29 protein-coding genes are annotated in these 26,170 nt (G+C 58.8%); 9 read left to right on the plus strand and 20 right to left on the minus strand.

Annotation, left to right across the window (positions count from 1 at the left end; genetic code table 11):
- Position 1 precedes the first annotated feature (1 nt).
- The 5 genes from J5276_RS25060 to J5276_RS25080 form a co-directional block, all read right to left on the minus strand.
- Positions 2–763 (minus strand): ABC transporter ATP-binding protein, encoded by a 762-nt coding sequence (locus J5276_RS25060; RefSeq protein ID WP_209159874.1) that lies wholly within the window; start codon positions 761–763, stop codon positions 2–4.
- 138 nt (positions 764–901) lie between these two features.
- Positions 902–1,786 carry a helix-turn-helix domain-containing protein gene (locus J5276_RS25065; RefSeq protein ID WP_209159782.1) on the minus strand — a complete coding sequence of 295 codons (885 nt, stop codon included), beginning with the start codon at positions 1,784–1,786 and terminating at the stop codon, positions 902–904.
- Between the two features lie 554 nt (positions 1,787–2,340).
- Positions 2,341–2,814, minus strand: coding sequence for a helix-turn-helix domain-containing protein (locus J5276_RS25070; protein WP_229002284.1), 474 nt, complete (start codon positions 2,812–2,814; stop codon positions 2,341–2,343).
- Positions 2,815–3,182: 368 nt separating this feature from the next.
- Positions 3,183–4,370, minus strand: coding sequence for an MFS transporter (locus J5276_RS25075; RefSeq protein ID WP_209159783.1), 1,188 nt, complete (start codon positions 4,368–4,370; stop codon positions 3,183–3,185).
- Between the two features lie 83 nt (positions 4,371–4,453).
- A complete protein-coding gene (locus J5276_RS25080; protein ID WP_209159784.1) occupies positions 4,454–5,335 on the minus strand; it encodes an AraC family transcriptional regulator in 882 nt (293 codons plus the stop codon).
- A 257-nt stretch (positions 5,336–5,592) separates the two neighbouring features.
- Here J5276_RS25080 and J5276_RS25085 point away from each other — a divergent pair, with 257 nt between their 5' ends.
- Positions 5,593–6,570, plus strand: a complete 978-nt coding sequence (locus J5276_RS25085) for a class I SAM-dependent methyltransferase (RefSeq protein WP_209159785.1) — start codon at positions 5,593–5,595, stop codon at positions 6,568–6,570.
- 142 nt (positions 6,571–6,712) lie between these two features.
- Complete coding sequence (locus J5276_RS25090; protein ID WP_219256753.1) at positions 6,713–7,252, plus strand: hypothetical protein; 540 nt, start codon at positions 6,713–6,715, stop codon at positions 7,250–7,252.
- 103 nt (positions 7,253–7,355) lie between these two features.
- On the opposite strand, the gene J5276_RS25095 is transcribed toward J5276_RS25090, so the two are convergent.
- The 5 genes from J5276_RS25095 to J5276_RS25115 form a co-directional block, all read right to left on the minus strand.
- Positions 7,356–9,062, minus strand: coding sequence for a relaxase/mobilization nuclease domain-containing protein (locus J5276_RS25095; protein ID WP_229002285.1), 1,707 nt, complete (start codon positions 9,060–9,062; stop codon positions 7,356–7,358).
- A gap of 280 nt (positions 9,063–9,342) precedes the next feature.
- On the minus strand, positions 9,343–9,735 hold the full coding sequence (locus tag J5276_RS25100) for a hypothetical protein (RefSeq protein ID WP_209159788.1): 393 nt from the start codon (positions 9,733–9,735) through the stop codon (positions 9,343–9,345).
- A 5-nt stretch (positions 9,736–9,740) separates the two neighbouring features.
- A complete protein-coding gene (locus J5276_RS25105) occupies positions 9,741–10,145 on the minus strand; it encodes a hypothetical protein (RefSeq protein WP_209159789.1) in 405 nt (134 codons plus the stop codon).
- A 3-nt stretch (positions 10,146–10,148) separates the two neighbouring features.
- The gene (locus J5276_RS25110; protein WP_209159790.1) at positions 10,149–10,898 is read right to left on the minus strand and encodes a ParA family protein; all 750 of its coding nucleotides are present in this window, start codon (positions 10,896–10,898) and stop codon (positions 10,149–10,151) included.
- A gap of 155 nt (positions 10,899–11,053) precedes the next feature.
- A complete protein-coding gene (locus J5276_RS25115; RefSeq protein ID WP_209159791.1) occupies positions 11,054–11,431 on the minus strand; it encodes a hypothetical protein in 378 nt (125 codons plus the stop codon).
- Positions 11,432–11,558: 127 nt separating this feature from the next.
- On the opposite strand from J5276_RS25115, the gene J5276_RS25120 reads away from it, so the two are divergent.
- The 6 genes from J5276_RS25120 to J5276_RS25145 are packed head-to-tail and all read left to right on the plus strand — an operon-like array spanning position 11,559 to position 14,771.
- Entirely contained in the window at positions 11,559–12,239 is a 681-nt protein-coding gene (locus J5276_RS25120) for a thermonuclease family protein (protein ID WP_209159792.1), read from the plus strand.
- A gap of 17 nt (positions 12,240–12,256) precedes the next feature.
- Positions 12,257–12,883: a thermonuclease family protein gene (locus J5276_RS25125; protein WP_209159793.1), complete on the plus strand. Its 627-nt coding sequence runs from the start codon at positions 12,257–12,259 to the stop codon at positions 12,881–12,883.
- Positions 12,880–13,512 (plus strand): thermonuclease family protein, encoded by a 633-nt coding sequence (locus tag J5276_RS25130; RefSeq protein WP_209159794.1) that lies wholly within the window; start codon positions 12,880–12,882, stop codon positions 13,510–13,512. Before J5276_RS25125 ends, J5276_RS25130 begins: the two co-directional genes overlap by 4 nt.
- A complete protein-coding gene (locus J5276_RS25135) occupies positions 13,513–13,827 on the plus strand; it encodes a hypothetical protein (protein ID WP_209159795.1) in 315 nt (104 codons plus the stop codon).
- Between the two features lie 8 nt (positions 13,828–13,835).
- Entirely contained in the window at positions 13,836–14,207 is a 372-nt protein-coding gene (locus J5276_RS25140) for a hypothetical protein (protein WP_209159796.1), read from the plus strand.
- A gap of 3 nt (positions 14,208–14,210) precedes the next feature.
- Complete coding sequence (locus J5276_RS25145) at positions 14,211–14,771, plus strand: hypothetical protein (RefSeq protein ID WP_370647642.1); 561 nt, start codon at positions 14,211–14,213, stop codon at positions 14,769–14,771.
- A gap of 34 nt (positions 14,772–14,805) precedes the next feature.
- Here J5276_RS25145 and J5276_RS25150 read toward each other — a convergent pair whose 3' ends face one another.
- The gene (locus tag J5276_RS25150) at positions 14,806–15,144 is read right to left on the minus strand and encodes a helix-turn-helix domain-containing protein (protein WP_209159798.1); all 339 of its coding nucleotides are present in this window, start codon (positions 15,142–15,144) and stop codon (positions 14,806–14,808) included.
- A gap of 309 nt (positions 15,145–15,453) precedes the next feature.
- Here J5276_RS25150 and J5276_RS25155 point away from each other — a divergent pair, with 309 nt between their 5' ends.
- Positions 15,454–16,800, plus strand: coding sequence for a hypothetical protein (locus tag J5276_RS25155; RefSeq protein WP_209159799.1), 1,347 nt, complete (start codon positions 15,454–15,456; stop codon positions 16,798–16,800).
- A gap of 61 nt (positions 16,801–16,861) precedes the next feature.
- Here the strand turns inward: J5276_RS25155 and J5276_RS25160 are convergent, their stop codons facing one another.
- The 9 genes from J5276_RS25160 to J5276_RS25200 form a co-directional block, all read right to left on the minus strand.
- On the minus strand, positions 16,862–17,344 hold the full coding sequence (locus J5276_RS25160) for a GNAT family N-acetyltransferase (protein WP_209159800.1): 483 nt from the start codon (positions 17,342–17,344) through the stop codon (positions 16,862–16,864).
- Complete coding sequence (locus tag J5276_RS25165; protein ID WP_209159801.1) at positions 17,344–17,628, minus strand: DUF1778 domain-containing protein; 285 nt, start codon at positions 17,626–17,628, stop codon at positions 17,344–17,346. The genes J5276_RS25160 and J5276_RS25165 overlap by 1 nt, the downstream gene beginning before the upstream one ends.
- Before the next feature lie 241 nt (positions 17,629–17,869).
- Positions 17,870–18,214, minus strand: a complete 345-nt coding sequence (locus J5276_RS25170; protein ID WP_209159802.1) for a hypothetical protein — start codon at positions 18,212–18,214, stop codon at positions 17,870–17,872.
- A gap of 94 nt (positions 18,215–18,308) precedes the next feature.
- On the minus strand, positions 18,309–21,095 hold the full coding sequence (locus tag J5276_RS25175; protein WP_209159803.1) for a type IV secretory system conjugative DNA transfer family protein: 2,787 nt from the start codon (positions 21,093–21,095) through the stop codon (positions 18,309–18,311).
- Positions 21,064–22,113, minus strand: a complete 1,050-nt coding sequence (gene virB11 / locus J5276_RS25180; protein WP_209159804.1) for a P-type DNA transfer ATPase VirB11 — start codon at positions 22,111–22,113, stop codon at positions 21,064–21,066. The genes J5276_RS25175 and virB11 overlap by 32 nt, the downstream gene beginning before the upstream one ends.
- Positions 22,110–23,441 carry a type IV secretion system protein VirB10 gene (gene virB10, locus J5276_RS25185; protein ID WP_209159805.1) on the minus strand — a complete coding sequence of 444 codons (1,332 nt, stop codon included), beginning with the start codon at positions 23,439–23,441 and terminating at the stop codon, positions 22,110–22,112. The genes virB11 and virB10 overlap by 4 nt, the downstream gene beginning before the upstream one ends.
- A gap of 10 nt (positions 23,442–23,451) precedes the next feature.
- Complete coding sequence (locus J5276_RS25190) at positions 23,452–24,285, minus strand: TrbG/VirB9 family P-type conjugative transfer protein (RefSeq protein ID WP_209159806.1); 834 nt, start codon at positions 24,283–24,285, stop codon at positions 23,452–23,454.
- Positions 24,282–25,016 (minus strand): virB8 family protein, encoded by a 735-nt coding sequence (locus J5276_RS25195; RefSeq protein ID WP_209159807.1) that lies wholly within the window; start codon positions 25,014–25,016, stop codon positions 24,282–24,284. The genes J5276_RS25190 and J5276_RS25195 overlap by 4 nt, the downstream gene beginning before the upstream one ends.
- 59 nt (positions 25,017–25,075) lie before the next feature.
- Positions 25,076–26,161, minus strand: a complete 1,086-nt coding sequence (locus J5276_RS25200; RefSeq protein WP_209159808.1) for a type IV secretion system protein — start codon at positions 26,159–26,161, stop codon at positions 25,076–25,078.
- Positions 26,162–26,170: the final 9 nt, after the last annotated feature.

Consider the following 26,170-nt stretch of genomic DNA (forward strand, 5'->3'; position numbering starts at 1 on the left):
CTCATCGCCCTCCAATGTGGGAGGATAAAAACCGTCTCAGCGAAGATGAAGAAGGGCTGCCAAAGACAACGTCCGGTGGGCCTTCTTCATCGATCGAACCCTCCTGCAAGAAAATCGTACGGGTCGACACTTGCCGCGCGAAGGTAAGTTCGTGCGTCACGATCAACATCGTGCGACCCTCACCAGCAAGAGACTGAATGACCTTAAGCACCTCGCCCACAAGCTCCGGATCCAATGCGGATGTCGGCTCGTCAAAGAGAAGGATCTCGGGCTCCATAGCCAAGGCGCGGGCAATCGCTACGCGTTGCTGCTGCCCGCCGGACAGATGGGCGGGATAGGAATTCCGCTTGTCTGCAAGCCCAACCTTTGCAAGCAGTTCCTCCGCGCTTTGACGGGCATCTGCCTTGGTCAAGCCCCTGACATGGATCGGAGCCTCCGTGATGTTTTCCAAAACCGTTTTGTGGGACCAGAGATTGAAGTTCTGAAAGACCATACCAAGCCTGGCGCGCAGCGCGTTGATCGCTTTTCGACCAGCCATGCCTGGGCGCATCTCGACACGATGCCCCGACAGCCAAACCTGCCCGTCTGTCGGCTCTTCTAAAAAGTTCAGGCATCTCAGGAAGGTGCTTTTTCCCGAGCCGCTGGCCCCAAGGATTGAAATAACGTCGCCGGCGTTGGCGGTCAGGGAGATCCCTTTGAGAATTTCGAAGTGCCCGTAGCTCTTCTTGAGGTCCACAACCTTCAGAGCGGCTGATTTCTCAATACAGATAGGCGGATGTTGCGCTGGGAGCTGGTATGGATGCAATGGCTTGTCCTCGGCTGCTTACCAAACCGAGAATGTCGAGGTGTACCGAGCAAAACTTGCAGAATGTTGATGATCGTGCGCGATTTTATCGCAAATTCAACCAAAAGCCTTGTTCGACCAGGCCGCCCTGTACATTTGCGGAGTCGTGCCGACCTGCCGGCGAAAACTGTTTGCGAAATGGCTCGATGTTGAAAAGCCACATGCTAGGGCAATATCGGTGATGGTCATTTCGGAATGACGGAGATGTTCCTTGGCACGCTCGATACGCCGCCTGATGATAAATTCATAGGGCGGGCAGCCGAAGCTTCGTTTGAACGCACGACAAAAGTGCGGAACACTTATGCCTGCGACTGCCGCAAGCTGGCTCAGGGTCACATTTTCAGCCAGCCGCTCCTCGATCTTTTGAACCACGCGGCTCAAATCCGCCGCAGCCAGTCCGCCTTTGAAGAAATTTTGAAAGCGCTCCTGCCGACGCATCATTTGTACGAAAATCGTTGCCACGTAAGCTTCGATCAACATTCCGCTCAAGGAGTTCCGTTCGCAGATTTCAGCGCCTATCCCGCGGGCAGCATTCATGATGACCTGATCTTCGAAGCCAAGATCCGGCGACAACGTCGGCAAGGTGATAGGCGAGGCCGTAAGGCTGGTAAGTTGTGCCGGTTGAACCATTATAGACAAGTAAGCCGCCGTGGACGCGCCAATTTCCCAGCCATGCCAACTGCAACCTGCTGGAATGAACAGGATCGCGCCAGGCTTTCGCGCAACGAAACCGGCCCTCCTGTTGTCGAGAAAATAGTCGCCGCGCTCTGAATTGCCACGTAGGTTAAGAAGCAACAGATGGTGGTCAGAGACCATCGCCGTCTCTTCCTTGTCAAGCCCTGTTCGTCGGACCAAGTCGACCCGGGCAGTGCGCCAGGTTCTCTGCTGATGAGAAGTTACCCGGCATTGACCCTGTTTAAAAACATGGGGTTGAAGTTTCAACGGCCAGTCTCCGAAATGAGTTACCGCGGTACGTCCCCGCGAATGACTCACTAAACCTCCGAATGATCGGGGAGTTGGAAACTGTACGAGACAGCCCTGTGGCCTTTAGTTCCGGGGAACCTGGACATACGCCACAGGCTCCCCGACCGAAAAGGTCAGAGAGTATGATGTTGAATCGACCAACATCAGTCGCTCGTAGGGGTTTCCACGCCCCAAGGCAGTACGTGCTGCCTCACCGCTTAGGATAGAGGATAAGACGCGCGCTCGCTAGTTTTTTGTACCGCGTCAAGGATAAAAACACCTGTCCAGATGCTCGAAATTGGCGTGGCATGGTCACGCCCGGAACACAATGAACCGACAACCAAAAGTGTGTCGTCACTGCCAAGACGTTCATTTTTGTTTTCGGAGAACGGACTGCCTGCGTGAGGCACCTAGCGTACAGTGTCGGGCCTACACGTCCGAGTTCATTCAGATTCTGACGGAACGAGCGCGCCAGTTGGTTGCCCGTACATCGCAGCCGGAGATTAAGGACTTCTCTGCTCCTGTGAGATTGATTACTGGCAGGCGCGATTTCTCAGAGGAAAGAATCTGCTACCAGCTCCGTCGCTACGCTCTTCATCTCGTGCGAGCGCATGAATGAGCGCCGCTACTCGTCCACGAAGACGCGGCGACAGCCGCATCAGGTGGCCCAGCAGGAATCGCACTTCGCTCGGCGGATCTGTTACTTCTTCTGTAGCGAAGAGCGATCCGAGATCCTTTGTCGGAGGAAGACCATCGAACAGTTGGCCAACAGTTACGTTCAACGCGCCGGCAATCGCGTAAAGTGTCGAGGCTCGCACACAGTTTCGACCCGTCTCATATTTTTGAATTTGCTGGCGGCTGACACCTACGGCCGCAGCCAGTTCGGTTCGCGACTTTCTGGCCAATAGTCTCCAAACGCGGATTTGCCTGCCCACATGCGCGTCAACGTGAGAATAAGCTGGTGGAACATTCGGTTCTGTCGCCTTCAGTGGGGTAGACGTCGCCATATGAACTCCCGAGGTAAGAGTTCAAGCGGTGCGCCCCCGCTTGAAGAACTCACTTAACCCGTGGCGGGGAGTTGATAACCGTACGTGACGGCCCTGTGGCCTTTAGTTCGGGCGAACCTGGACATACGCCACAGGCTCCCCGACCAAAGGTCAAGGAGTGTGATGCTGTCTCGGCCAGCATCAACCGCACGTAGGGGTTATCAAGCCCCGAGGCAGCGCGTACTGCCTTAAAATCTAACTAGTGCCGCTAGCACAATTTATCAAGATCGAGTACGCACAAGATGTACCACGTGTCCGCCGGCGAGCGGCTCCCGCAAGTTGTTATACTTATGTGGGCAAGGCTCACGTTTTTACAATCTACGGCCCTGTTACCTAACAGCCAGCAGATCGCGCCGGAAGCACGCCCAGAATACAGTTCCGGTAAACAGCGCTACTAATCCAAACCAGCCGAAAATGACGGACGGCGCCAAAGCATTTCCGATAAGCGCCACGACGCCGTATACCGACAGAGACACTGCCATACACACGGTATGAACCTGACTCCTGGCCCGACCAAGCTGGCTTATGGGAAAAGATCGCTGAATTTCAACATCGATTAGAATCCGTGCACTGTTGTAGGTTAGCCCAAGTCCCATCATCTGAAGGAGCGCTGCAAAAAGATTCTGGAACACCAGGAAATTCGTGAGGATCACACCTGTCCCGAGAAGGTGCCACAAAAGGGCATCTGATTTCGCTGACCGACACAGCAGCCACAGACATCCCAGGACGGACCCAGCAGCCCATCCGGCCTCCACAAAGCCGAAGGCCAAGGCGCTTCTCCCAAATTCTCCCATCACAAGAGCCGAACCAAGAACGCTTACCATCATTCCGGCCGCGTAAATGAAGGCGTAAACAACAGAGGGAAGCACAAGACTTCGCTGCGGCAACCCGGGAAACAATTCGCGCCGCAGGAAGGTGACCGGCTCGGCATTCCCAGGCCGATCAAAATATACCTCTCTTCTGGCAAAGGATGAGCCGAACGACAATAAAAAGCATGACAGCGGTGCCATGAGGCTCAGGTAGTCCGGTGTGAAGGCCAGCAGCAATCCTCCGGCGACGGCGGCGCAGAAATTACCGATCTGCATCCACACATATGCCGTAGAATTGAAGGATAGGAGCCGCGCCGCATCCACCATTCCGGGTATCATGGCCTGCAGCGCAGTGAGATACGTTCGGTCCAATACAGCATATAGCACCCAAGACGCGACGAGCGACTGGACCGGGTAACCCAACATTATTCCGGCAGTCGCCGCTGCCATGGTTAGGATACGAAATCCGTCACAGACTAGGCAGGTCAGTTGCGGCCGATAGCGATCAGTGACTACCCCACCAAGGTTCGTTGTCAAGAACTCGGCGCAACTCCCGGCCGCGAGCAACATCGCGATGGCGGACGGATCCGCAGTGTATTTCATCATCAGCCAGGCGACAACGATGAAGTATATGTTGCGTCCGACCGCCGAAGCCGTCACGCATAAAAGATAATGACAATGTGACGTACGCGGTGTCGTCATGCTCATGGACTTCCCTCGAGTCTGCCTTAACCGCAGCATCAAGATTCTAAGGCCCCAAAAGCATCCAGGCTTTCATGTTTTTGATATTTTTATTCTGCCCAAAGAGCGCGGTACGCGATCGGAGAGATACCAAAAGCCTTGTGAAAGCTCGATGAGAGATGACTGCCGCTGGAGTAACCGCAAGAATGTGCGATCTCGGTCACCGATTTACTTGTTGTACGCAGCAACTCGCTCGCCCGGTCGAGGCGCACCTTGTTGAAATGAGCTTGTGGAGAAAGACCGGTCGACTGCTTGAACGCGCGGGACAAGTGCGCCGCACTATACCCGAACTCTTGCGCGATCGCTGCCAAGCTGACTTTCTCCTCCAGCGCCGCGTCAATACGCTGAGTGATGCGTTTAAGCACAGCAGGCGCGAGGCCGCCTTTGCGGTGTTTGTCGAAGAGCCTTGAACGCCGCAATAAGTGCCCGAAGATAGTGGTGAGCTGCCCTTCAACTATGAGTCCACTTGCGGAATCCAACTGGGCAAGCTCCAAATAAATTTTTCGAGCCGCATGCTCAATCCCTACGTCCTGAAACGACATATTCGGGACAAATAGTGCGGGGACTGGGTCATCGCCAAAAACTTTGTCAGCAAATCTTTCTTCGGCGGAAATCAGGAGATAGGCCGCGTTTTGGTCGCCTTCATCCCATCCATGCCACATGACGCCGGGCGGGATGTAGACCAATGATCCTTGTGGCCGCGCTGCGAACGCATACCGACGACCGTCGAGAAATGTCTCTCCGGATCTCGCTGCCCCTTCCAGGTTAAGGAAAAGCGAATGCGTGTGGCTTTTGAAATCGATCTGCTGGCGTCTGACACCTTTTCTTCGAACGAGCCCGACACAGAATTCATCCCATTGCGCTTGCTTTTGTGAGACGACCGCACTTTCGGAATTTTCCGGCAAAATGCGTCGGTGGCTAAGTAATGGCAATCCCATTATCTCCCGCACAAACTTGTTACTCAGCTAAAAGAGTAAGCCACCCAAAGAGGTCAGGCAAACACATCTAATCGCAAGCAGAAAAATGCATCATATTCTTGAAAACATATCAAATTTCTGAATGAACGTTTGCGCCTAGCCCCGCACGATAGCTGAGCCCAGCAGTCAGGTTTGCGTCTCACGGTTCCGTGGAATCGTCAACTGACCGGATCCTGCAGAACTGGATTGGCAATGCTATCGAGAGGCATTAGATGCAAGACTTCGCGCAGTTTCACGAAGAGTGCGAGCGGGGAGCCCGCTTAAACGAATTGGCCGATTTCTTTTCGTCCACTGCAGCAGGGCGGGCGGGAGTTCCTATTCGCCGGCCCTCTCTTGATTTCCGGCTTTTGGAACGCAACCCCGAGACTGAGCGGTTTGCCGCGCTACACGCAGTCAGACAGGGACCGTTCGATCAGCATTACCTGAGCAGCATTCCTTACCGATATGAAGAGGAGATAAGACTAGGGACGGCCATACTCCGATATTCGTCCGCACGTCAGTCTCCCCTAACCCTCTATAGCTTGGGAACGGCGGAAGGAACGATGGCGCGAACCATCAGCGAGCTTGCCGACGGGCAAATCCTGTCGCTGTCCTGCAGCCCAACCATCGAAAACCAGGAAAGCTTCTACGCTTGGGGCGTCCCAAAGCATGCCCAATTCTTCCTTGGCCCCTTTAATAAACTGTCACCGGAATCGCTCAGCCATACACCTGGGCTTCAGGACTTTGCGTCAGGTTTTGATATTATCTTCGAAGATACCACATTTCAAATGTACTCGCCGAACCGCCAGCAGCAGATCGCTTTTGTCCGACGTAATCTCAAGGCAAAAGGATTGATGATTTTTCTTGAGAAGTTCCGCAGCCAAGATGTCGAAGAGTATCGAAGGAGAGAACTTCAAAAGGATCACGGCTTTAAGGTCCGATATTTCAGCGAGGCCGAAATAAACCGCAAAAAGATAAATGTTTTGGAAACCATGAACCTCAATGAAGTCACTCTCGACGAAATGCGCTCCGTTTTGAGAGAAGTATTCTCATACGCATATATCATCTGGAACAGCGGAAACTTCTACTCGATTGCGGCAAGCAACAGCCTGAGAAATCTGGATTTGTTTGTCTCCTGCTTCGGACCTGCGGCTATTCCGTCTGAATACTCGTATGGCGAAGTGCCCGCCCCCTTTCTTCCCGTCCGCTAAAATTAGCTTCCTCACCAAACACTCGCGCATGTTCTGGACAGCCATATCTATTCCGCTCGTGAATATTGGAGGGTCGCAATCAACTGGTCAGAAATGTGACTCTTCGGACACTCATATTTCTGAATAACGAACGTGTCCCAGCTTGGATCGTCTGCCGATGGATACCATTGAGTGCACATTCCGAAAAATCGGTTCGAGAGGCCTCGTCATTTTCGAGAGAGATGGCATCCTTTTGAGACGATCTATCCCTCCCAGAGATTTCACGCTCGGAGACATCAACACCATCTTTGTCCAGATGCTACAGCAACTTCGTCAAAAAGACGTCCGCTTCGGCTTCATTTCCGACGCCAGAGGCATGACGGTCGGCACCCAGGGCGCGCCAGAATTTCTCGCGCTGACTTGTATCCTCGACGATCTATTGAAGGTTCGGGAGGTCGCGCCGGACTTCTGGATGACATGGGGCACCTTCCGCCAGGCTCGGGATGATCGGTCGGAAATGGCAGATGCGCATACGGTATTTCGAGCGATCGAGTGGTATGGCGTTGAAAAGAAGGAAGCCATGTTGGTCTGCAGCACCGCTGAAGGACGGCTTGCAGCAGTCGAGGCGGGCATCACCTACATCCAGTGGCCCCCCCCCATGGAAGGCGGTCACCGCGACCAAATAATTCCAGATGAATTCTGAACTTCCCTCCCTCCCGAAAATCGTGGCGCCAGATAGTTTGACACCGAGATCGAAAGAATACTGAGGCCGAGCCTGCCAGCCCGGATCGTGGACAAAAAAGAGGTCAACGACTGCGGTCCCGATCCTTTTCCTGGGGCGGGCGAAGCTTTATCGACTTTGGTGTCTCACGATCGCGCTGTTGCGCCTTCTCCCGTTCGCGAACCGAGCGATCTGCCTGCCGCGTGTCATGCTCGGCATTGGACCGGGCAATACGCGATTGGTCGACCAAGCGGTTGTTCGAGCTCTTGTTGATGACGCCCTGCTCCGCGATGTGGTCGCGACCTGCCGCCGACTTTGTTTCCAGGCTGTCCGAGCCACGCTTGTCCTTCCCGGACTCGGCACGATCGCGGTTTCTCTCAACCCGCGAATCGAGTTGTAGCCCGACGACCTTTCCGATGATCTTCGTCGCCTGCTCGAAGATCAGCCGATCGGACGGATTGGCTATTTTTGCCGCAAGGCTCAACGCGGTGTTCGCCAACGTTTCTTTCGCTGTCTTCGCCTGAGCAGCGCTAATAGGTGTCGATCGCAGCATGTACTCTTCGCCTTTCTCCTGCGCGGGGTCGCGGCCGGCATGAACGGCCACTTCCAGCCGCCGGTATTCGCGTTGCAGTCCAACCGATAGATCCTGGCTCAATTCGCGTGCCGTGCTGGGGGCAGACCGGTCTTTCGCTATTCCGTCCAGCATCTTGATAACCAGCCCGACCGAGCGCCGGCTTTGTTCGAGCCGTCTTCTGGCGTCCTCAAGTCGAGGCGCCGTCGGCGTGTCGCGAACCTTGGCCAAAACCTTATCGACCACGTTGCTCGGGGCTGTGGCTCCCATCCGCTGGAACATTTCCCATTCCCAACGCTTGACGGGCGGTGGGCCGGCACGCTCGATCCGTTTCTGGCGGTTGATCGGGATGCCACGCTCGCGCGCCTTCTCGGCGAAGCAGACGCGCCATTCCGTGAAGTCGCGGATGTTCGGATTGAGCGTCTTGCCACTGCCGTTGCGCAGTGCGACGATCACGTGCAGGTGCGGATGCTTCTCAAGATCGTTGCGATTGTGGACGGCATAGGCATAGCGATGCCCGGCGAATTGCTCTTTCAGAAAATCACGGCCGGCAAGGATGAACTGATCGCGGTTGACCTTTGCTGGTCCTGACAGCAACAGGTGCATGAAGTCCCGCGGCTGGCGGGTCTGTATGAGTGCCCCAACGATCTTTCCTTCCTCCGTCAGTTGCCTGTGATCGGTAGTCCTGACCTCGCGCCGCGCCGCGCCCTGCGTGTAGCGTCCACTCTTGCCGGGACGCTCCTCAATGTGTGTTTTGGTCGAGAGCGTCACCTCTGCGCCCCTCCGCTGCATGGCGTGCAGGGTTGCGGCCAGACCTTTGGGGCCGGACGAAAATTCGGCCGGGTAGCGCGAGATCGGCGTGATCCCCTCCCTCCGCAGAGCCTCGTACAGTCTCGCATCGATTACATGCACGGCCTCGGTCTCCCCGGGAAGGCGGTTGTGGCTGCTTCGATCCGACCTGTCTTTCTTTTCGTGCGCGATCACGAGCGCGAAATGGAGACGGGTCTGTCCCTTGACGCCATCGCTCACGCTGAACGCGTAGGTCCGGTCGGTGTCACCAGCCTGATGGAAACCATCTTCCGCGAGAGAACCGAGGGCGCGGGTTATGTCTTCGCCGCTGGCGTTTTCAAGCTCGTAGGTCAGACGAAGAACGTCATTGCTGCCCTTACGGCTGCAGAACTCCCTTTCCCAGGAACGCACGGCTTCGTTCAGGTCGGACACTTCACGGCCGTCCTGATCGTGTGCCTTTTCCTCCCTGCTCTGGTAGGAAAGCACATTTCGCGCAGAACCGGCGCCCGCACCATATGACAGGACCTTGACGACGACGGCGTTGTTGCCAGTCGCGCGGCTGAGCGCCGAAGCAGCACCTGGCTGCTTTGAAACGGCTCTCTTCCCTTTCGGCAACGACGGCCGCTTTCCACCTCCGCTTCCGCCGCCACCCCGGCGACGCAACTCATCTTCGATCAGGTCGAAATAGCTCGGCAACCGGCGAGCTTCCGATCTAGACCTCGAGTGACTTCTGGACAGCTCGTTCATCATGTTTCCTGATCAGGTCAACGATATAAGAGGATGGCCGGACGAAGGCGGCGTCACGGATCGCATCGAGTGCGCCCATGACCTCATCCAGCTTTTGTTCAATCGCCCTGGCGCCCCCGGCTCGTGCCCCCTGGTCCGTGAGAAACGCCTCGTTGCGAAAGGCAATTTCCCGCAGGAACTGGTGCATGTTTGCCAGCTGCCGGTCATGTTCATCGAGCATCGCCGAAACATGCATGATCTCCCTGGTGACGATCAGCTTGGCGACGATGTTGACGGAGACATCGAGCCGCCCGGCAAGAGCGTCGACATTGCTCAGCACGTGATCGGGCAGACGGAACATGATGGGCGGCTCTCTCATCCGATCTAGAGCCCCCTCGCCTTCAAAGCCTCAAGGATGAGTCTCAGCGTCGCCGACGACAATTGCTCGTGGCGCTCCAGCGAGACCCGGAAAATCTTCGTCAACACGTCATCATCGAGATAAAGCGATACGCGCTTTCGCTTCGCGGTCGCACCTGCTGCCGTAACCTGGCTCTTGGACGCCGATCGCTCACCACGCTGATGTTTGCCAGGGTCGCGTGCTTCCGGCGGCTGTGGCTCGGGAGGTACGGTTTCCTTCTGTTCTCGAACAGCGTCATCGGGCATCAGCGTTTCGAGGTCGATGTTCGTCGGCATATACGAGGTGGCGGCCTCTTCCATGTCTTTTGCCTGTTCTTCCCGCGATCGGGCAAGTGCGAGAATGTTTCCGGCCGACGTTCGTTCCCTCGACATCGTTTACGCCGCCTCCGCCTGCAGCAGGCCGATGAACTCGTTGTTGATCCGTTTCACGAGGTCGATTGCATCGAGCACGCTTTCCGAAGCCCGCCGCCTCGCCGACGGCGTCAGAGAAGAATTGTTCTCGATCCCGGCAAGCTTGGAATAGAGCGAGCCGTAACCGGCTCCGACATCGCTGAAATGGTTGCTTTTGCGGATGACGGTCTCGACCACGGGAATCCTCCCACTCGTCAGGATGGCGTGAACCTCCGGCAAGGACCGGTTGTGCTTGAGGGCGATCATGTCCACGTAGTTCCAGATGGCCGCATAAGGGATCGGCCCCCGATCGCGTTTCCTGGATATCTCCGTCAAGATCGTCGCCACCTTGATGGCCGACGTCGCGGCGGTAGGCTCGGGAATGACCGGGATGAGGATGGCGTCGCATTCGTGGTAGACCTCGACAGCGCGCTGATGCACGTAGCCGCCGACATCGTAGATGCGTATATCCGCTTCCGGTGCGTTTTCGAGCCGTTCCCGAAACCGGTCTCCCGGCGCAACGCGCAGATGCAGCAGGGTCCCGTCGGTCGGCAGCAGACCGCGTTTCATGGAAACATTGTACCAGCGCGTCGACGACTCCTGCTCGTCACAATCGACCAGCAAGGTCCGGTGCCCCTGTTGAGCAAACTCCGCGGCAAGATTGACGTTCAAAGTCGATTTCCCGGCACCGCCCTTGAAGGTCGAAATAGCAAGCGAGAGGGGTTTGACTGTCATGGAATTCCTCAATCTATTTGGTCAAAGCCAGCGCCGGGACGAACGAGTAGATCGCGAGGATCTCACTAGATAACGGTCCGCCGCGCGCGCAGGACCTGGGGCGCCGCTACTGGCAGCCCTTGGACCAGCGCCTGCTTTCAGACCCGATATTTCCCTTAGAGCAGTCCGCGCCGCCTCGCCGCGATCAACTCGTCATTCAGCATCATTTCGCGCTCGTGAGCCGCCTCGGCGATCGGATCCCTCCCCGGCCAAAACCGCAGGATTGGCAGGACAAGCACAAGAAAGAAGGTAATCGTCGCAGCCTTGAACCAGAAATACCGGTCATAGAGATCGGCCGCCCACTGCCACAGCGCCTGCGTCCATTCGGTCGGCAAAAGCACATACGAAACCGCCAGCGCGATTGCGTAGCCGGCAAAGGCCGCAAGGAACAAGCAGACAGCCGTCACCAGCAAGAAATTCGCGACCAGGATCAGAAACCACACCACCCGAAACGGAAAGGTGATGACCCTCAGCGCCTTTCGATACACCACCATCTGCTTGTCTCCACATGCAAATTGAGCATCGAGAAGACCTTACCTCAATCCTTGCGAGATTTCCAGACTTGCACTTCAGTATAATTTTGTGCATTCTCGAACAAGTCAACTAGTGACGGATGCGAGCATGAAGAACGGCGCATGGCGACCCGGTCGCCCCCTCTTTTGCACTCTTGTCGGTTTTTTGATCGTTCAGCCGATGACCGCGCGGGCGGACACCGCCGCGAGCTTCATCAGCTATTATCAGGACGCCTATGCGCAGGGGCGAGACCTCATTGCAGTGCCGCAAGCGCCGCTCGATACGTCGTCGATTGCGACGCGGCTCGATCTGAAGAGCGTCAGTCCAGAAGCGGCGTTGAGCGGCAGCGCCTTTTTCGCCGCCGACGGAACGATTATCAAGCTTGCCGGGGTTCAGGGTTGCCTTTCGACCGATCCAATAAAGTATCGCGGCGTGCCGGCGACATGCGCCATGATTTCGCTTGCGGGGATGACGGCAACCATCGGCAAGGCAAAGGCAAGCGCCGGCAGCGCCTTCCCCTGCCATGAACTGGGGCGAAAGCCTGGCAGACCGACCGTGCGCTTTGCGGAGTGTTTTTTCATGGAGGATGGAGGGGTGCGATCGCTTTCAGAAGCGCTCATCCGCGAGGGAATGGCGTTCGCCTCCCGTGACAGCGCCGGTCGCCCAATCTTTCCGGAATATGCGCGGGCCGAAGAAACGGCAAGGAATACAAGAAGCGGAATCTGGGCAAACGCCTGGTTCGCACATCCATATGGTGAGCGCTATCGCGCCAATCCAACATTACACTGATGCGGATCGGAGGGCTCATGCTGATTTCCACGATCGCAGTTTCCGGCCTGTATGCAAGCATCACCTTGGTGCCGATGCTTGCCGGTGCCCAGTTTCCACGTGGCGTCTCTCCCCGGATCGTTCCTGTCCAGGCGTCGGCAGCCGAACGTGCAGTAGCCGGCGACAAGGGCACTGCGTCATCGGAATTCGTGCCGTTCCCGGCCCAGGCTCAATTCGAGACCGGCGATAGCTGGGTCTCCGGCGGCCGGCGCTATCGGCTTTATGGACTGCAAGCGTGCCTGCGCGGCACCAGCATCAGGCTTTCCGGCGAGGCTGTCCGGGACTGCGGAGAGCTCAACGTGATCATGACGCAGGCGTTGGTCCGGGACACGAGACCGGTCTGCGCGCGCATACAGGAGATCGACCAGAACAATACGGTGGTCGCATGCCAGACGACAGCGGGCCAGCATCGCTACGATCTGGCAACCTACATGATCGCTCAAGGATGGGGATTTGCCGCGGTCGATGGCGCCGGCCAATTGATCGTTCCCGGCTATCGGGTTGCCGAGGACAGTGCGCGGGCAGTACGCGCAGGCCTGTGGGCCTATTCGGACTTGCCACATCCCGTCACCGTCCTCATGCAGCAGGCGGAGACATCGCGATGAAACTTGTCACTCTCTCGATGGCATTGCTCGCCGCGACCTCGACGGCATCGCTGGCGCAAGGCCGCCCAAACGACGTGCCACGCCAGATTTACGGCAAGGTGCAGGTCATCGATGGCACCACATTCGAATTCATCAACAGCCGTCTGGTCGTGCGGCTCGCTGGATACGAAGCCCCTCGCCCGGACCAGGCGGCGACGAGCGAAGGTGTGACGTGGCCGGCAGGACAGGTCTCGCGCGCCTGGATGATCCTTCGAACACTGGGCCAGGACGTCAATTGCGCACCGATCGCTCGCGACAACAACAGGACCCTGATCGCCCATTGTTTTGTTGGCGAATCCAACCTGGCAGCGACGGCGATTGCCGAAGGCATCGGCTACGCCTTCAATTATCGCAATGAACCTCATGTCTCCGCTTATTTCGATATCGAGAGAAAGGCCCGAGGGCTTGGTTTCGGCGTCTGGTCGTCATCCGACTTGGATCCTCCTTGGCTCTACACATCCACGGTGCGTGAAGAGAATCCCGACAGACGTTCACCAGAGTCCCAAGGTGGCCTTCCCCTTCCCCTGCCCCTGCCCCTGCCTGTCGTCCCAAACAATTCGCTGTCCCTCACGGACGCGCACGGAGGTTGAATGAAACGCTTTTTCAAATCCTTGGGAATTGCGACGCTGCTTTTCGGCTTTGTCCCTCTTGCGGCCAGTGCGCAAGACGGCGCCACCCAAACGCAGATCGAACGGCGCGATCCCGATTTTTGCGGCGCGGGCGGCGCCGGTTGCGATTCCGCCGAGGTGCAGCAATGGAAGGCAGTCGGCACCAGGCTTGCGGACCTCTCCTCGGCAGACCTCAGCCAATATGCCTATGCCTGCGCCCAGCATCGTGAATGGAAGAAGGTTTGCGAAACCGATCCGATCGCCATCCTGAAGCGCCTCGGAATCGAGGGATATTGAGGTCGCCGATGAGCAAGCCTCACAATGGAGCGCTGATCCCTGCAGCAATCGCTCTCTTCGTCGGAACGGGCGGCGGATACGCCATCAGTGAGCTGGTACGAAGCGGTCAGACTGAGGAGTTCGAACAAGAGATCGCCCGTCTGAAAAAAGAGGCCCAGCAAAGATCACAAGTAGAGGTTCCAAGCGACGAGGAGGCGAGTGCCGCGATCGCAAGATCGGGCCGCTCGATCCGGATTTCGGAATGCAAACCGCGCCAGGCCGTACCCGGCGTCACCTGTACCGGCATTATCAGCACGACGAGCGGCTCGTTCGCAGGGACGAAACAACCCGGTGTCCTATCTTTTGCAAAGATCGACGGCACCTGGACGCAAGTTCAATAGGAGATGCAAAGGAGGCAAACAGTGAAATCGATCGTGATCTGTGCCGCAGGTTTGATCGCTGTGGGCGCCGGGCTGCCGGCGGCAGCAAAAGCCGAGGATGCCTCCTGGGGATGCCAGGTCCTGCTGTGCGCGGCATCAAAGAATCCGTCCTGGCATGGCGTCCCCTATTGCGTTCCGCCAATGACAAGGCTCATCGCGGCCATGTCGAAGCCCGGGTTCTCGTGGCCCATTTGCCATGAAGCCAAGGCGGGAAGGCCCGGGCGCGAGATTTACGAGGACTGCCCTGCGGGAACGACCGTCGGCTACAGCTCGCAAGACGACCGCGGCTGGCGTGGTGAACCCGACCAGTGCATTAGGCGGGTCGACGTCTGCCGGGCGTCGGGCCAGCGCGATGGCGATGCCCGGTCGGCCGGGTTGACGATCAACCGGCGTTTCGGTCGGGACGGCGAGGACTGCATCCAGCAGGTCGCCACTCCGAGGCCGCGACGCGCCGATCCCTGGTTTTTCGATGTTCCGAATGACAACGGTGCGAAGGAACGATTCTGGTTCAATCTGAACCACTAGCGCTCGCCCGCCGCAGCCATGGCGCTCGTAAGGATCAGGGCGTCGTCGCGGCTTTCTTTTGTCTGCGGCGCGCTTTCCAGACCGCGACCCGATGGAGATCGTCTTCGGTGATCTTGAGCAAATCCTCGATAACGACGTTCCATTCGCGCTGCATCTTGTCGAGGGTAGACAGCTTGACGTCACGCATGGCGCGGGTCACCTGTGACATATATGCTTCAGTCACCCCAAGCTGCTCGGCCAATTCCTTGTTCGTCAACTTGCGCTCGGCCTTCAATCGCTCCAAGCCAATGGCGAGCCTTTCCTGGAACGACAGCGAGTTCAATGACGAAATGTCGACCGGCTCGACCGGAATATTGCGTTTCAAACGGGGCATCGATCGCCATCCCTCGCCGAAGACGCCAGCGAGCTATGACAGGCAGACACGCGCTCGGACACACGGCAGTGCTTGTCGCCGCGACGTGTTCGCAAGACCTTCGATATTTCCTTGTTCATCCAATACCCGATACCGACTGGAAACCGACACGACCAAGCGTAAACCGATTGTTGTCTATCTTTCGTTTTGGGCAGTTCACAACTTCGTTACGCTGCTTACACCTATACCGCTACGATCAGGTGGTGCAAGAGGACTGGTGAATGCTTGCGGTCCACACAACGACCCGCAAGCTGACCACTCGCGGATCGCATGCGTATAGTCGTCCGCAACAGTCCAGGTAACGGGCTGGCCGAGCTCACCGCAACCGAGGCGGCCGCGCTGCGTGCCTGGTATGGCGATGCGGCGTCCAACGAGGAAAAGGCGATCGCCCTTGCGGCGATCAGGCAGGCTAGGGTGATGAATGGCTGGATCGAATGCGATTGCCTCACCGGCCGGTTCCAGCCATTGCTCGCTCCGATCCAGCAGGAGCGCACATTCACCCTGCGGCGGCTGACACCGAAGGACGCGGACCCGCTTCGGCACGAGGAGCGGCCGAACCATGCACACATCTGCCCCTTCCATGTCGACAGGGATGCCACGCCGGCGCTCGTCGATCAAAGCTATCACATCCGGCCGGTGCGAAAATCCGACCGCAGTTACATCGACGCGCTGCCGGCCATTCCCGACCGCCTTGCGGATGTCGTGGACCGCGACCCCGCACGCTCCTTAGAGCGGAACGACCGGCCCTCCAGACTTGGCGGTATCCTGTGGCGCCTGCTCGATGATGCCGACATGAACGTGATCCGGCCGCTGCAGGAAGATGCCAATCTTGCGCTGCGAGATCAGCTCTCGAAACTCCGTGCCGCCGCGAAAGAGCTCAGGGTGCTGCGGACCTGGACGCTCAACGCCTTGCTGTCGACCTGGGCGGCGGATTACCGGGAGCCCGACAGCCGATGGCAGCGGTTGCTCGAGACGTCGCGCCCGGATTGGCCGGCAACGCTTCGCCGCACGGGTTTCATGCTGCTGCTTTCGACAAGCGTTTCGCCACAGGCGATCATGCCGGCGTCGTCATCGCGCCCCATCGACGTAGTTGGCAAAGTGCGGCAGCCGCTTCGAGGAGATCCAGCACGTCGCGGCCCCTTCCTGACGTTGCTGAATGTCGACTTTCAGGACGACGACGAAGGACCGGTGCGGGCAATCCAGGCCTATGCGCAGCCGGTCTACAATGGCGACACGCTGTTTCCGGTGGAATCCGGTTTCGAGCGGGAGGTTTCGCATCTGTTGTTCTGGCTGCAGCAGTCTCTGTTCGATGCCGCCCCAGAACTTCGCATCAAGATTACCAAGCCGCTTTTTGCGTCGGAAACGCTGCTCGGACCATGCCGGCCGGACTTCGTGATCGAAGCAACCTACAAGGAGCGTAAGCCCGTAACGCTCATCATCGAGGCTTTCGGCATGGAAATCGAGAAATATCGAGAAGCCAAAGACAAGACCGTGCAGCGAATGAAGCATCTCGGGCCGATTTTCGGCATCTTTCCCGAGGATCTCGCGGAGGCGAACGCTTCAAGCACCGCCAAACGCCTGCAGGACTGGGTGATCGATCAGATACGTCATGCATAGCCAATACAAATGCGACTGGAAATTCTTCAACCAATCGCCAAATTAATCGGGCTGCCCGCCCCTATCCGGTCCTGATCTTAAGCGAGAGCACCAGCGTCATGGGTTGATTGGGAGAGCATAGGAAACCATAGTGCTCGTAAAAGGCTTTGGCGTCTTCGGAAATCGCATGCACAAGAAGGCCGCGAATGCCCATGATGGACGCCGCCTGCGATGTGCGAAGGACGGCATCCTGCAAAAGCGCCGCGCCCAATCCCCTGCCCTGCCAACCGCGATCGATGGCAAGCCGACCAAGAACCGCCATGGGAATTGGATCTGGCATGTTTCGCCGAACCGATCCCGGCGCATCGGCCAGATCGAGCGCGCCAGACGCAAGGCAATAATAGCCGACGACGCGCTGCCCCTCGGCGACGACATAGGTCCGGGACGCACCGCTGACCTGATTGGGTCGCGCGCGGCGGCGCAGCCATTCATCGAGCGTATCGTTTCCGCTCTGGAACAGGTCAAGGTCATGCGCCTCCTCAAGAAGCGCCGGAGCGGAAAGCATCAGGACTGCCAAGGCTTGGGCGCGTTCATCAACCGCTCGAAACCTTCCCCATTCGGCGGCTGATCGAGGACGGAGAGGAAGTGGCGATAGCTGTCCTCATCAACCCGCACAAGAGTTTGGTCGAGCAAGGCGTCTTCCGCAGCGCGGTAAGCCGCATCGATCATGAAATCCGTGCGGCTCTTGCCGCGAATGCTGGCGGCGCGATCGATCACCTTGCGCACGTCCTCGCGGATACGCAGGTGGACCGGCTTGGCATGTGAGTCCGTCAACGATTTTGTGGCCATGTGTAGATTCCTTTCCAAGCCACGATAACACAACCAGATACACAATGTGTATCTAAAAATGAGCAGCATAGGGGGCGAACAAAACGGCCGGATCCTCGGACGGAACAGCTGTCGCGCGGACGCCTCTGGTCGTGCTCCAGCTTCGACAAGATGGCCCGTATGCAGATCGCGCTGCTGTCCGCGTGGAACATTCCCGATTTGAGTGGCGTGATCGGTATACCACCGAGCACGCAAGCAATTATCAGTCATCGCGCCGTCTGGACGCATCCAGCTCACGTTTCGCAGCATCAAGCAGGGCTTCCTCAACGGGAACCAACACCTCCGGCGGGCAGCTTCCGAACATGCGCGACACGAGTTGGTCGGCAAGTTCCGACAACCGCGGCTTCAGCCTGTCCGGAAACAGACGATCAATCTCGTCGGCGTCAGCATCGAGGCGCTCGAGTTCGGCCCTTATCGCGCGCATCTCCATTTCCCGCTCCTTCACCATCAGCCAGAGGCCCGGATCGGCCCTGGCTGCGGCGACGATCCGTTCGAGACTGCGCGCGTCCGAAAGATGGCGATCTGCAAGGTGTTCAATCCTGGCCATGATATCATTCTCCTTATCGGCGGGCGCAACGACCCGGTTTCGTCCTGCGCGTTAAATCGGCGATGGCCGGGTCGCTCCGCTCCACGTCCCTCAGCTAGTTTTCCGATTGATCCGCGCCTTCGCGCAGAGGATCGCGGGCTAGGTCAGCGAATTCGCGCAGCCAGGCCCGCGAACTGTCCTCCGTCAGACGGTTGGAGAGAGTGTCGATCAGCAGCTCGACATCCGGGTTCAATTCCGTCGGCTCGATCGGCTTTTCTTCGGCCTGCCGGAAGACCGCCTCGTTCAAGGCCTGGAGATCATCTCCGAATGCCTCTTTCACCTCCTGGCGCCGCAGAACGGGCGAACCGGTCTCCCGGTTGAGAGGACTCTCGGCCGGAGCGGATCGATTGCCTTGCTGATTGCGCCGTCGTGCAGGCGACCCCGAATAGGAATTTCGATTGAGCTTCTCCTCGTCGATATCGAGATCCATGTCATTGGCCGCCCTGGCGCGAGGACCTCTCGCCTTGCCACGCGTCTCTTTCCAGCCGGCTGCGTTGCAGGCAGGCTTGCGTCCCGCCTGCGGCTCTTCGCTGTGAAGCTCTTCTTCGGTAACACCCGCAGCCCGTTTCTCATCGAGATCCAGCCGGCGGCGCAGTTCATCGAGGGAGGAAATATAGACATGGCGAACGCCCTCCTTGACGATGAAACGAAGTTCCTGTGGCCGCCTCGCCCGTTCGATGGCCGCAAGATCGATGTCAGATCCGGGCGCCGGGGCCCCCTGCCGATCGGTTGGATTCGCGGCCTTCGTCGCCGGCGGCGCCACCGGATTGAAGTTGTCGCTGTCGGCAACCGTCCACTCGACCGGCTTCAGACAGGGCTTTCCCACCATCTTGAACTTCCGTACCTTCGCGAACATGCGTTCGCCGCCGGAGTCCAGTTTCATGATGCGCATCAGCGGCATGCCGGTGACCTGCAGGATCGCCTCTTCCGGTTTCATCATCATCAGCGTATTGACCGGCAAGAGGTCGACCGAAACCGGCACCTTCGAAATCGACCGCTGCCTGCGGCCATGGCGATGGGAATAGGACGATTGCTCGACCCATTCCGTCGTTTTTCCGGCCGCCAACGACACCGCCGTCGCATCGTCCTGGTTCTGGAAATTCATGAATACCTTGATTGTCGAGGCGCCCATGAGGATCTTCTGGCCCGATCGCTGGTACAACCGCTCCAGTTGGGCGCCGTCCTGGAGGATGAAGACGAAGCGGACCCCGTTCTTGCGGATCAGCGGCGCGAGCGTCAGCACCGTATCGATACGGCCGCCATTACCGAACTCGTCGAGCATCATCATGACCTCGTGTTCGCCATTGCGCAGCCACCCCATCTGGACGAGCTTGTCGGCCATCTGCTGGATGAACATCGAGATCAACCGCTCATAGATCTGCATGGCATTCCAGTCCGCCTGGATATAGATAACGATCTTGCGCCGGCGAATGCTGTCGATCGGGATGGTGGTGATCGAGGTGAGCGCTTCGACCAGGGGATTTTGCAGAAAGTTGAGCTTGGCGACGATCTCCGCCGCGATCCCCTCACCCAGCTTCTCATGACGGCCGGCAAACTTGGTGAGCTGCATGCGGGTCTGGTCGGACAGGACCGTCTCGTAGTTTTCCAGCAGTTGCACGATTGCCTTCCGCTCGTCCGACATGGAATTGAGGATGCGGTAGAGTTCGCTCAGCGACTTGCGCGTGTCCGGGCATTCGAGGACGAAACCAAGCATGGCGGTGAACAGAATTCTCGCGCTCTCTTCCCAGAAATCGGAGGAGTCGGACCGCAGGCGCTCCGGCAGCAGCATCTGTGTCAATTTCTGGAGGTCAGTAATTCGCTGATGCGGGTCGTCGCTGATCAGATCGAGCGGATTGTAGCCGTCCGTGAATTTCGAGCCGGGGGCCAGCAGATAGGTCTCGTAACCCTTGCTCTTCAGATAGCCGGAGGTCTCCTCGAACAGTTCGCCGCTCATGTCGAGCACGACCTGCGAGCCCTCGAAGCTCATCATGGATGGAATGACGAAGCCGCGCGATTTGCCCTGCCCCGGCGAGCCGATGAGCATCACATGCTGGTCGCCGTCATTGCGCAGCAAAAGCCCCTGTTTCAGCCCGAGCACGATGCCGTGCTTGTCGCGCAGGCGAAAATCGGCCGCATCCTTTAAGGTCGCCAACCGCGCCTTGCCCATGATCATCCGCTGGCGCTTCTGGATCGCAGCACCAATCGGAAACCCGACCAAGGCGCCGGCGGTGGCAAGACCGGCGAGCGCTGCAAGAACTGTCTGTCGCGAAGGCCGCTGATATGCGCCGGTGGCGTCGGTCGCGCCGAATGGCACCTGGTACATGGCGGCGAGATGATTGCCATAGTAGCTGGCGATATCGGCATGCGCGCCGGCCCTGGTTGCAACAAGATAAAAGGCAAGACCATAAACAACGGCGCCGGCCCAGGCGGCGGTAAAGATGAGCGCCGTCATCGCGATCAGGCTGAACATCGACCGCACATGCAGGAGGTAGAGGATCTTGCGCGAGAGCGCCCTGCCCGCCTTCAGCATCCACAGGCACAGCAGGAAAAACAGGAACGGCGAGGCAAGAGCAAATGCCAGAAGTGACAATCCAACCGTATTGCGGGTGTGAATGATCGACCAGGTGTAGCGGGCGGCCTCGGTGAAGCGCACCTGTCCCACATAGTCGAAATATGACGCCGATCCGAACGACGTGAGATAGGCATCGTAGATCAGCGTAAAAAAGACGAGCCACACGGCGCCGGCGCCCAGGAGGGCGACAGGCAATGTCAGGAAAGACAATTTCTGAAGGCCCGACCATTTCGGGCGATCAGTCTCTTCGTCCGTGTACGCGCTGGCCATGTTCATCAACCTCGTCGGCAAAATAGATCTCGCTGACGCCGCGGCCGCCGGCGGCATCACTTTTCTTCAACTGGACCACAATCGGGACGATCGAGCGGATGTAGCGGATGATGTCGTCGCGCTCCATGCGGACATTGCTGTTGAGCACCAGCGTCGACAGCCTGTTGAAGGCGTGATGGGGCGAGTTCGCGTGGATGGTCGACATCGAGCCCGGATGGCCGGTGTTGATGGCGTTGAGGAAGTCGAAGGCCTCGTCGCCGCGCAACTCACCCATGAAAATGCGGTCGGGGCGAAGACGTAGTGCGGTGGCCAGGAGATCGGCCATCGTCACCCTCGCCTCCCCCTGGCCGCCTTTCGAGACGAGCAGCGAAACGACATTTTCCTGTAACGGCTCCAGCTCGGCAGTATCCTGCATCAGGATGAAGCGCTCATGCTTCGGGATGGCGGTCAGCATCGTATTGAGGAATGTCGTCTTGCCGGTCGAGGTACCTCCCGAGATCAGCATGCTGCGGTGATTGACGGCGGCCAGCTCCAGGAATGGCCTCACCTGTCCGGTCCGCAGCAGACGCGAGAGCTCAACGTCGACGTCATCAATATAGTCGTCGCCCGTCACCTTGGTGAAACGGAAGGCGCCTGCCTTCTCATAGTCGTTGAGGTCGAAGTGGCGGATGAACTGCTTGCGGATCGAGAAGGCGTGCCCGGTTGCCGACGTCGGGTTCAAGACGAACTGGACGCGCTCGCCGCCGTCAAGCGTCGCCGACAGAAGCGGATTTTCGGCGTTGATCGTCTGCTTGGTGAAGGACGCGGCGCGTGACGCCATGTGGCGGATCGCCTCCTGGTCCAGTCCAACGATCTCCTGCCGCACCATCCGAAGCTGGCCGATCTTTTCCAGCCAGATCTCGTTGCTGCGCTGGCAAGAGATCTCGACCACGGCAGGATCGTCGAGGAATACGCGGATTGGCTCCAGCGCCTCGGCCAGAAAATGCTGTTCGGCGGAAATCGCGGGACGTGCGTTCATTTGCCGTATCTTACCTTGCGCAGCCGCTCGAATTCCTCGCGCACCGGATCGGGATAAAGCCCGGCGAAGTCGAGGTCGCGCGTCACGAAGACGTTGATATCGGACCCTTGCGGAATATGGATTGTCGGCCGGATATTGCGGCTGTCCTGAAAGGCTTCATTACCCAGTTGCTGAATCCCCGCGGCAATGGTCTCGGCAGCAATCTCGCGGGCACGATCCTGCGATGTTTCGCCATTGTCTTGCGGGATGCGGGTGACGCTGCCATTGTCGTTGACGATGGTGATGTAGCGGTCTTGCCTCTGGCCGAGCTGGGCGATGTATTGCGTCGCGCCGCCGATCAGCGTCATCAGTGCCGGCGGCCCGAACCGTTCCCAATATTTCCGGTCGACGATGCCGGTCATGCCCGAACGCCCAAGCCGGTCGGTGCCATAGGAGCCGAGCTGCACCGAGACGCCGTCGCCGCGGATCATTCGGGTCCAGACGATCAGGACCCGCTCCTGCCCGCGTTCGACGCCGGACTTGTAGTCGCCGATCAGCGAGGAACCGGCGGGGATGAGGATGCGGCGGCCGTCAAAGGAATAGACGTCCGCGCGGACAATTCCCTTGACCATGCCGGCGAGGTCGGAATTGATGGCCGTCTCCAGCGTCCCGCGGATCATCGTGCCCTGTGGAATCCAGGCGTCCGCGCGGCGGTTTTCTGTCGCGACCGACACCTCGACCCCCTGCCCGCCGATTGTCTTCAGAAAGGCGCGATCGTTGTCGACAGTTGCCCCTTCCGAACCGGCCGATGCCTGAGCGGACGACGAAGCATCGCCACCGAAGGCTCCCGCGCCTGTGGCATCGGCGGATGCCCGCGCCGCACCGTTCGCCTGGTCCGACTGGTCGAAAACCATGGCCGAAGACCGTACACGCTCCAGCAGTTTCGCCTCCCTCGCAAGTTCGATGCAGCGGGGGTGATCGGCATTGTTGCCCCTGGAGCAATCCACTTCCACCGGCGGTGCGACCGGGACGGCGGCCGGCACGAGCGGGGCTGGCGGCGGGGGTGGAGGCGGCGGAGCCACAGGCACCTCCACCGTGGGCAGCGGTGGCGGCGAAGGCGTCCGGAAGCCCTCGCTGCGCGGCGTCTGCACCGGCCGGAACTCCTCACGTGGCGTCGTGTCGATTGCCGGTTCCTGCTCGCCGCCGGCAAGTAGAAAGTAGAGGACGACACCAACACCGGCGATCCCGGCGACAACCGCGATCGGGCGCATCAGCCCTATTCCCGATCGCCTGACCTCTCCGCCGATGGCGGTATCGGTGTCGATCGAATGGTAGTTGGGATCGGACATGGCGCGTCTCCTATCGTGACGTCGATTGTTGATGCGTGGCTCCGCCGCCGATCCGTTTCGGCGCTACCGCACCTTCGATCGGCGCCGGGATATCGGCGGGCGTGGTCCGGAGATTAAAGAGGCAGGTCTCGAGCTCTGTCCCATAGCGCAGCGTCCACTGCCGTGAGACCTTGTCGATGACGATGTAATCGGCTTCGCGACGGTAATTGACGAGGCTCTCCCGCCGATTGCCATCGACGATGAAGATTGCCGGAACGTCGCCGGTGAACTTCATGAAGGTCTTCAACCCGTCATCGAAAACCCAGAGCGGCTTGGCGCCGTCGCTTCCCTTGAAGCCGTAATCGTAGTTCACCTTGTCGCGACGGATGTTTTTGATGTTCGGATTGCGCTCGGCCTCCTGCGCCTGCCTCCAGAGTTCGGCCGTTCCCTTGAGGCCGGCGTCCTCGGGATAGATGAACCGCAGCTTGAAAGTCTGGTTGTGCATCGCCTTGCTGTCGTTGATGCGCAGATCGAAGGAATAGGTTCGCTTCGTCGTCACGACCGAAAGATTGGTCGCCGCGTCCTTTTCCATCGGCTTCAAGGTCAGAGAACGCCGGTCGGCCGAGGTCAGGATCTGCCAGGAAACGGTGTCGCCAGCCACGACCTGGGTAATCTCCTCGTCCGCTCCGAAGAGGATCGTCGTCACCAGGCCGTAGGTGCCCGTCACCAGAAACACCTGTTCCGCCGAATAGGGAAGCGACCGGATTCTCGGGTCAAGCCGTCCCGGCCGGGCGACCAGTTCGGCGTGGGCTACCGTCGGCGCGAGCAGCATCAAAAGGGATATCGCCGCCGTCCGCCGCATCATGGAGTAATCCCCGACGGCATGGTTTCGGGGACCTTCGCATATTCGGTGACGACGAAGCCGAGTGGGTTGTAGAGACGAACCCTGTTGCTGGCGGGCAGATTGATCTGCCGGTAGCGCACGGTCGCCGACCAGCGATTGACGACCTCGCCGCCGCGCTGCCGTTCCCGCGTCTCGAAGCGGACAGCCATCGTCGAGGGATTGAGCGGATTGACCGACAGGATTTCCGGGCGGATCTCGCCGGTGGCGCCAAGCATCTTGACCGGCCCCTGCGGATTGGAGGGGTTCATCCACGCCTCATAATCCTTGAACGCTTGAGAGCCCGGTTCGGACCAAAGGGCGATCATGTCGAAATTATCCGACAGATAGCGGGGATCGTAGGTTTCGCGCCGGATCACGTAATTGCCGGCGAAGGCTGCGCGAACGGCCTGGTTCTCCGAGACGCCTGTGCGGTCCTTTTCGAGCGTGGTCACCGTCTCCATGTAGCCGGTGTTCCTGTCGACGATCAGCGGCACGACCTCGGTTCGGACAAGCGGAAAGAGCTGTGCCACCGAAAACGACAGCACGCCGGCGACGGCCCAGCCTGCCACGGCGAAAACCAGCAGGATCAGGCCGACCAGGGTCCGAAGCGAGCGGTTCTTTTCGCCCCAGGACAAATGCTGATCGTAGATCTCCTGTGGGCCAGAAACATGATCGGTCGGGGCGGCTTTCAATTGCCTTTTGAACAATGCCAAGTGCTGTCCTCGAAATCTCGGTCGTCAAAAACCTGAAGTCATCTGCGCCATTGTTCCGGTCACTCGCCGTTGCGGCGGCGGTTCGTGAGCATTCGGCCGAGCGCGCCCGTACCGGCAATTGTGCCAGCCATTGCGCCGCGCGCGGCAAGACCACTCGCCGCCACCGCGCCTTTCGGTCCGGCGAGCAGGCCAAGTGCGGCGGCGGCGGTTTGCCCGGCCCTGGAATTGCTGGATGCGAGCCCTGAACGGGCGGCGCCATAGATCCCGGGGACACCACCACCGCCCGGAACAGCCGAGGTCATCGTGCCGTAGGCGAAGGTGCGGGCGAAGTCCGGAACCTGGAAAATGAAATAGGAGATGAGCGCCAGGTAGAGCACCATGGCAAGCACGATGGCGAGCGCGTTTTCCCTCGTCGCCATGTCGCCATTGATCGTATCCATCATGCCGATCAGGAACCCGAACGACAGCCCGGCCATGATGTAGGTGAAGAGCAGCATGAACATGCCGTAGGCGATACCCCTCACCCAGGCGTCGAAGACGAAGCGGGAGATGCCGAAGAAATAGGAAAGAATGGCGATCGGCCCGATCGCCAGCATGACGGCGGTAATCATCTTCGCGAACAGCGTCACACCGGTCAGAATGAGCAGCATCGGCAGGAGGCCGAAGACGAGCACGATAAAGACCACCACGGCGCCGGTGACATTCGGCAGCCATCCGGATTCGTAGGAATTGAAGAGCTGCATGGCAAAGTCGTAGACCTTGCGCGCCATACTGGCGACCTGGCTGGCGAGATCGGAGCCGGCGGATCCCCCGCCCATCTCCGAGGAGATGGCCGCACCAAGGTCCTGCGGCGACGACAGCACGAACTGGCCGATATTGTCGTAGAAGGTGGCCCAGGACATGACCAGCGCATAGGCGAGCGCAAGCTTCGAGGCGGTGATAGCCATATCCTGCAAGGAGATGCTCGAGAGGCCCAGTGCACCCCAGAGAAAATAGAGGATGAGAAACAGCGCCAGGATAGTCGAGATCAGATTGCCGTTTTCGGCAAACAGCCCCCAGGCTCTTTCCATGGACGCTTCGTTGATCTTGTCGAAATAGCTGAGTGCATCGCCATAGAAATTGACCGCGTAGCTGACTGGATCCATCTCGCCCCC

The sequence above is a fragment of the Agrobacterium sp. S7/73 genome (assembly GCF_019355535.1).
GTDB lineage: Bacteria > Pseudomonadota > Alphaproteobacteria > Rhizobiales > Rhizobiaceae > Agrobacterium > Agrobacterium tumefaciens.

Coding starts and splice junctions, on each gene's coding strand:
- J5276_RS25070 (WP_229002284.1), bottom strand. CDS start 2,814: ATGGCGACGTCTACCCCACTGAAGGCGACAGAACCGAATGTTCCACCA.
- J5276_RS25075 (WP_209159783.1), bottom strand. CDS start 4,370: ATGAGCATGACGACACCGCGTACGTCACATTGTCATTATCTTTTATGC.
- J5276_RS25085 (WP_209159785.1), top strand. CDS start 5,593: ATGCAAGACTTCGCGCAGTTTCACGAAGAGTGCGAGCGGGGAGCCCGC.
- J5276_RS25100 (WP_209159788.1), bottom strand. CDS start 9,735: ATGAGAGAGCCGCCCATCATGTTCCGTCTGCCCGATCACGTGCTGAGC.
- J5276_RS25105 (WP_209159789.1), bottom strand. CDS start 10,145: ATGTCGAGGGAACGAACGTCGGCCGGAAACATTCTCGCACTTGCCCGA.
- J5276_RS25110 (WP_209159790.1), bottom strand. CDS start 10,898: ATGACAGTCAAACCCCTCTCGCTTGCTATTTCGACCTTCAAGGGCGGT.
- J5276_RS25115 (WP_209159791.1), bottom strand. CDS start 11,431: ATGGTGGTGTATCGAAAGGCGCTGAGGGTCATCACCTTTCCGTTTCGG.
- J5276_RS25120 (WP_209159792.1), top strand. CDS start 11,559: ATGAAGAACGGCGCATGGCGACCCGGTCGCCCCCTCTTTTGCACTCTT.
- J5276_RS25125 (WP_209159793.1), top strand. CDS start 12,257: ATGCTGATTTCCACGATCGCAGTTTCCGGCCTGTATGCAAGCATCACC.
- J5276_RS25130 (WP_209159794.1), top strand. CDS start 12,880: ATGAAACTTGTCACTCTCTCGATGGCATTGCTCGCCGCGACCTCGACG.
- J5276_RS25135 (WP_209159795.1), top strand. CDS start 13,513: ATGAAACGCTTTTTCAAATCCTTGGGAATTGCGACGCTGCTTTTCGGC.
- J5276_RS25140 (WP_209159796.1), top strand. CDS start 13,836: ATGAGCAAGCCTCACAATGGAGCGCTGATCCCTGCAGCAATCGCTCTC.
- J5276_RS25145 (WP_370647642.1), top strand. CDS start 14,211: ATGCAAAGGAGGCAAACAGTGAAATCGATCGTGATCTGTGCCGCAGGT.
- J5276_RS25150 (WP_209159798.1), bottom strand. CDS start 15,144: ATGCCCCGTTTGAAACGCAATATTCCGGTCGAGCCGGTCGACATTTCG.
- J5276_RS25155 (WP_209159799.1), top strand. CDS start 15,454: ATGCGTATAGTCGTCCGCAACAGTCCAGGTAACGGGCTGGCCGAGCTC.
- J5276_RS25160 (WP_209159800.1), bottom strand. CDS start 17,344: ATGCTTTCCGCTCCGGCGCTTCTTGAGGAGGCGCATGACCTTGACCTG.
- J5276_RS25165 (WP_209159801.1), bottom strand. CDS start 17,628: ATGGCCACAAAATCGTTGACGGACTCACATGCCAAGCCGGTCCACCTG.
- J5276_RS25170 (WP_209159802.1), bottom strand. CDS start 18,214: ATGGCCAGGATTGAACACCTTGCAGATCGCCATCTTTCGGACGCGCGC.
- J5276_RS25175 (WP_209159803.1), bottom strand. CDS start 21,095: ATGGCCAGCGCGTACACGGACGAAGAGACTGATCGCCCGAAATGGTCG.
- virB11 (WP_209159804.1), bottom strand. CDS start 22,113: ATGAACGCACGTCCCGCGATTTCCGCCGAACAGCATTTTCTGGCCGAG.
- virB10 (WP_209159805.1), bottom strand. CDS start 23,441: ATGTCCGATCCCAACTACCATTCGATCGACACCGATACCGCCATCGGC.
- J5276_RS25190 (WP_209159806.1), bottom strand. CDS start 24,285: ATGATGCGGCGGACGGCGGCGATATCCCTTTTGATGCTGCTCGCGCCG.
- J5276_RS25200 (WP_209159808.1), bottom strand. CDS start 26,161: ATGGATCCAGTCAGCTACGCGGTCAATTTCTATGGCGATGCACTCAGC.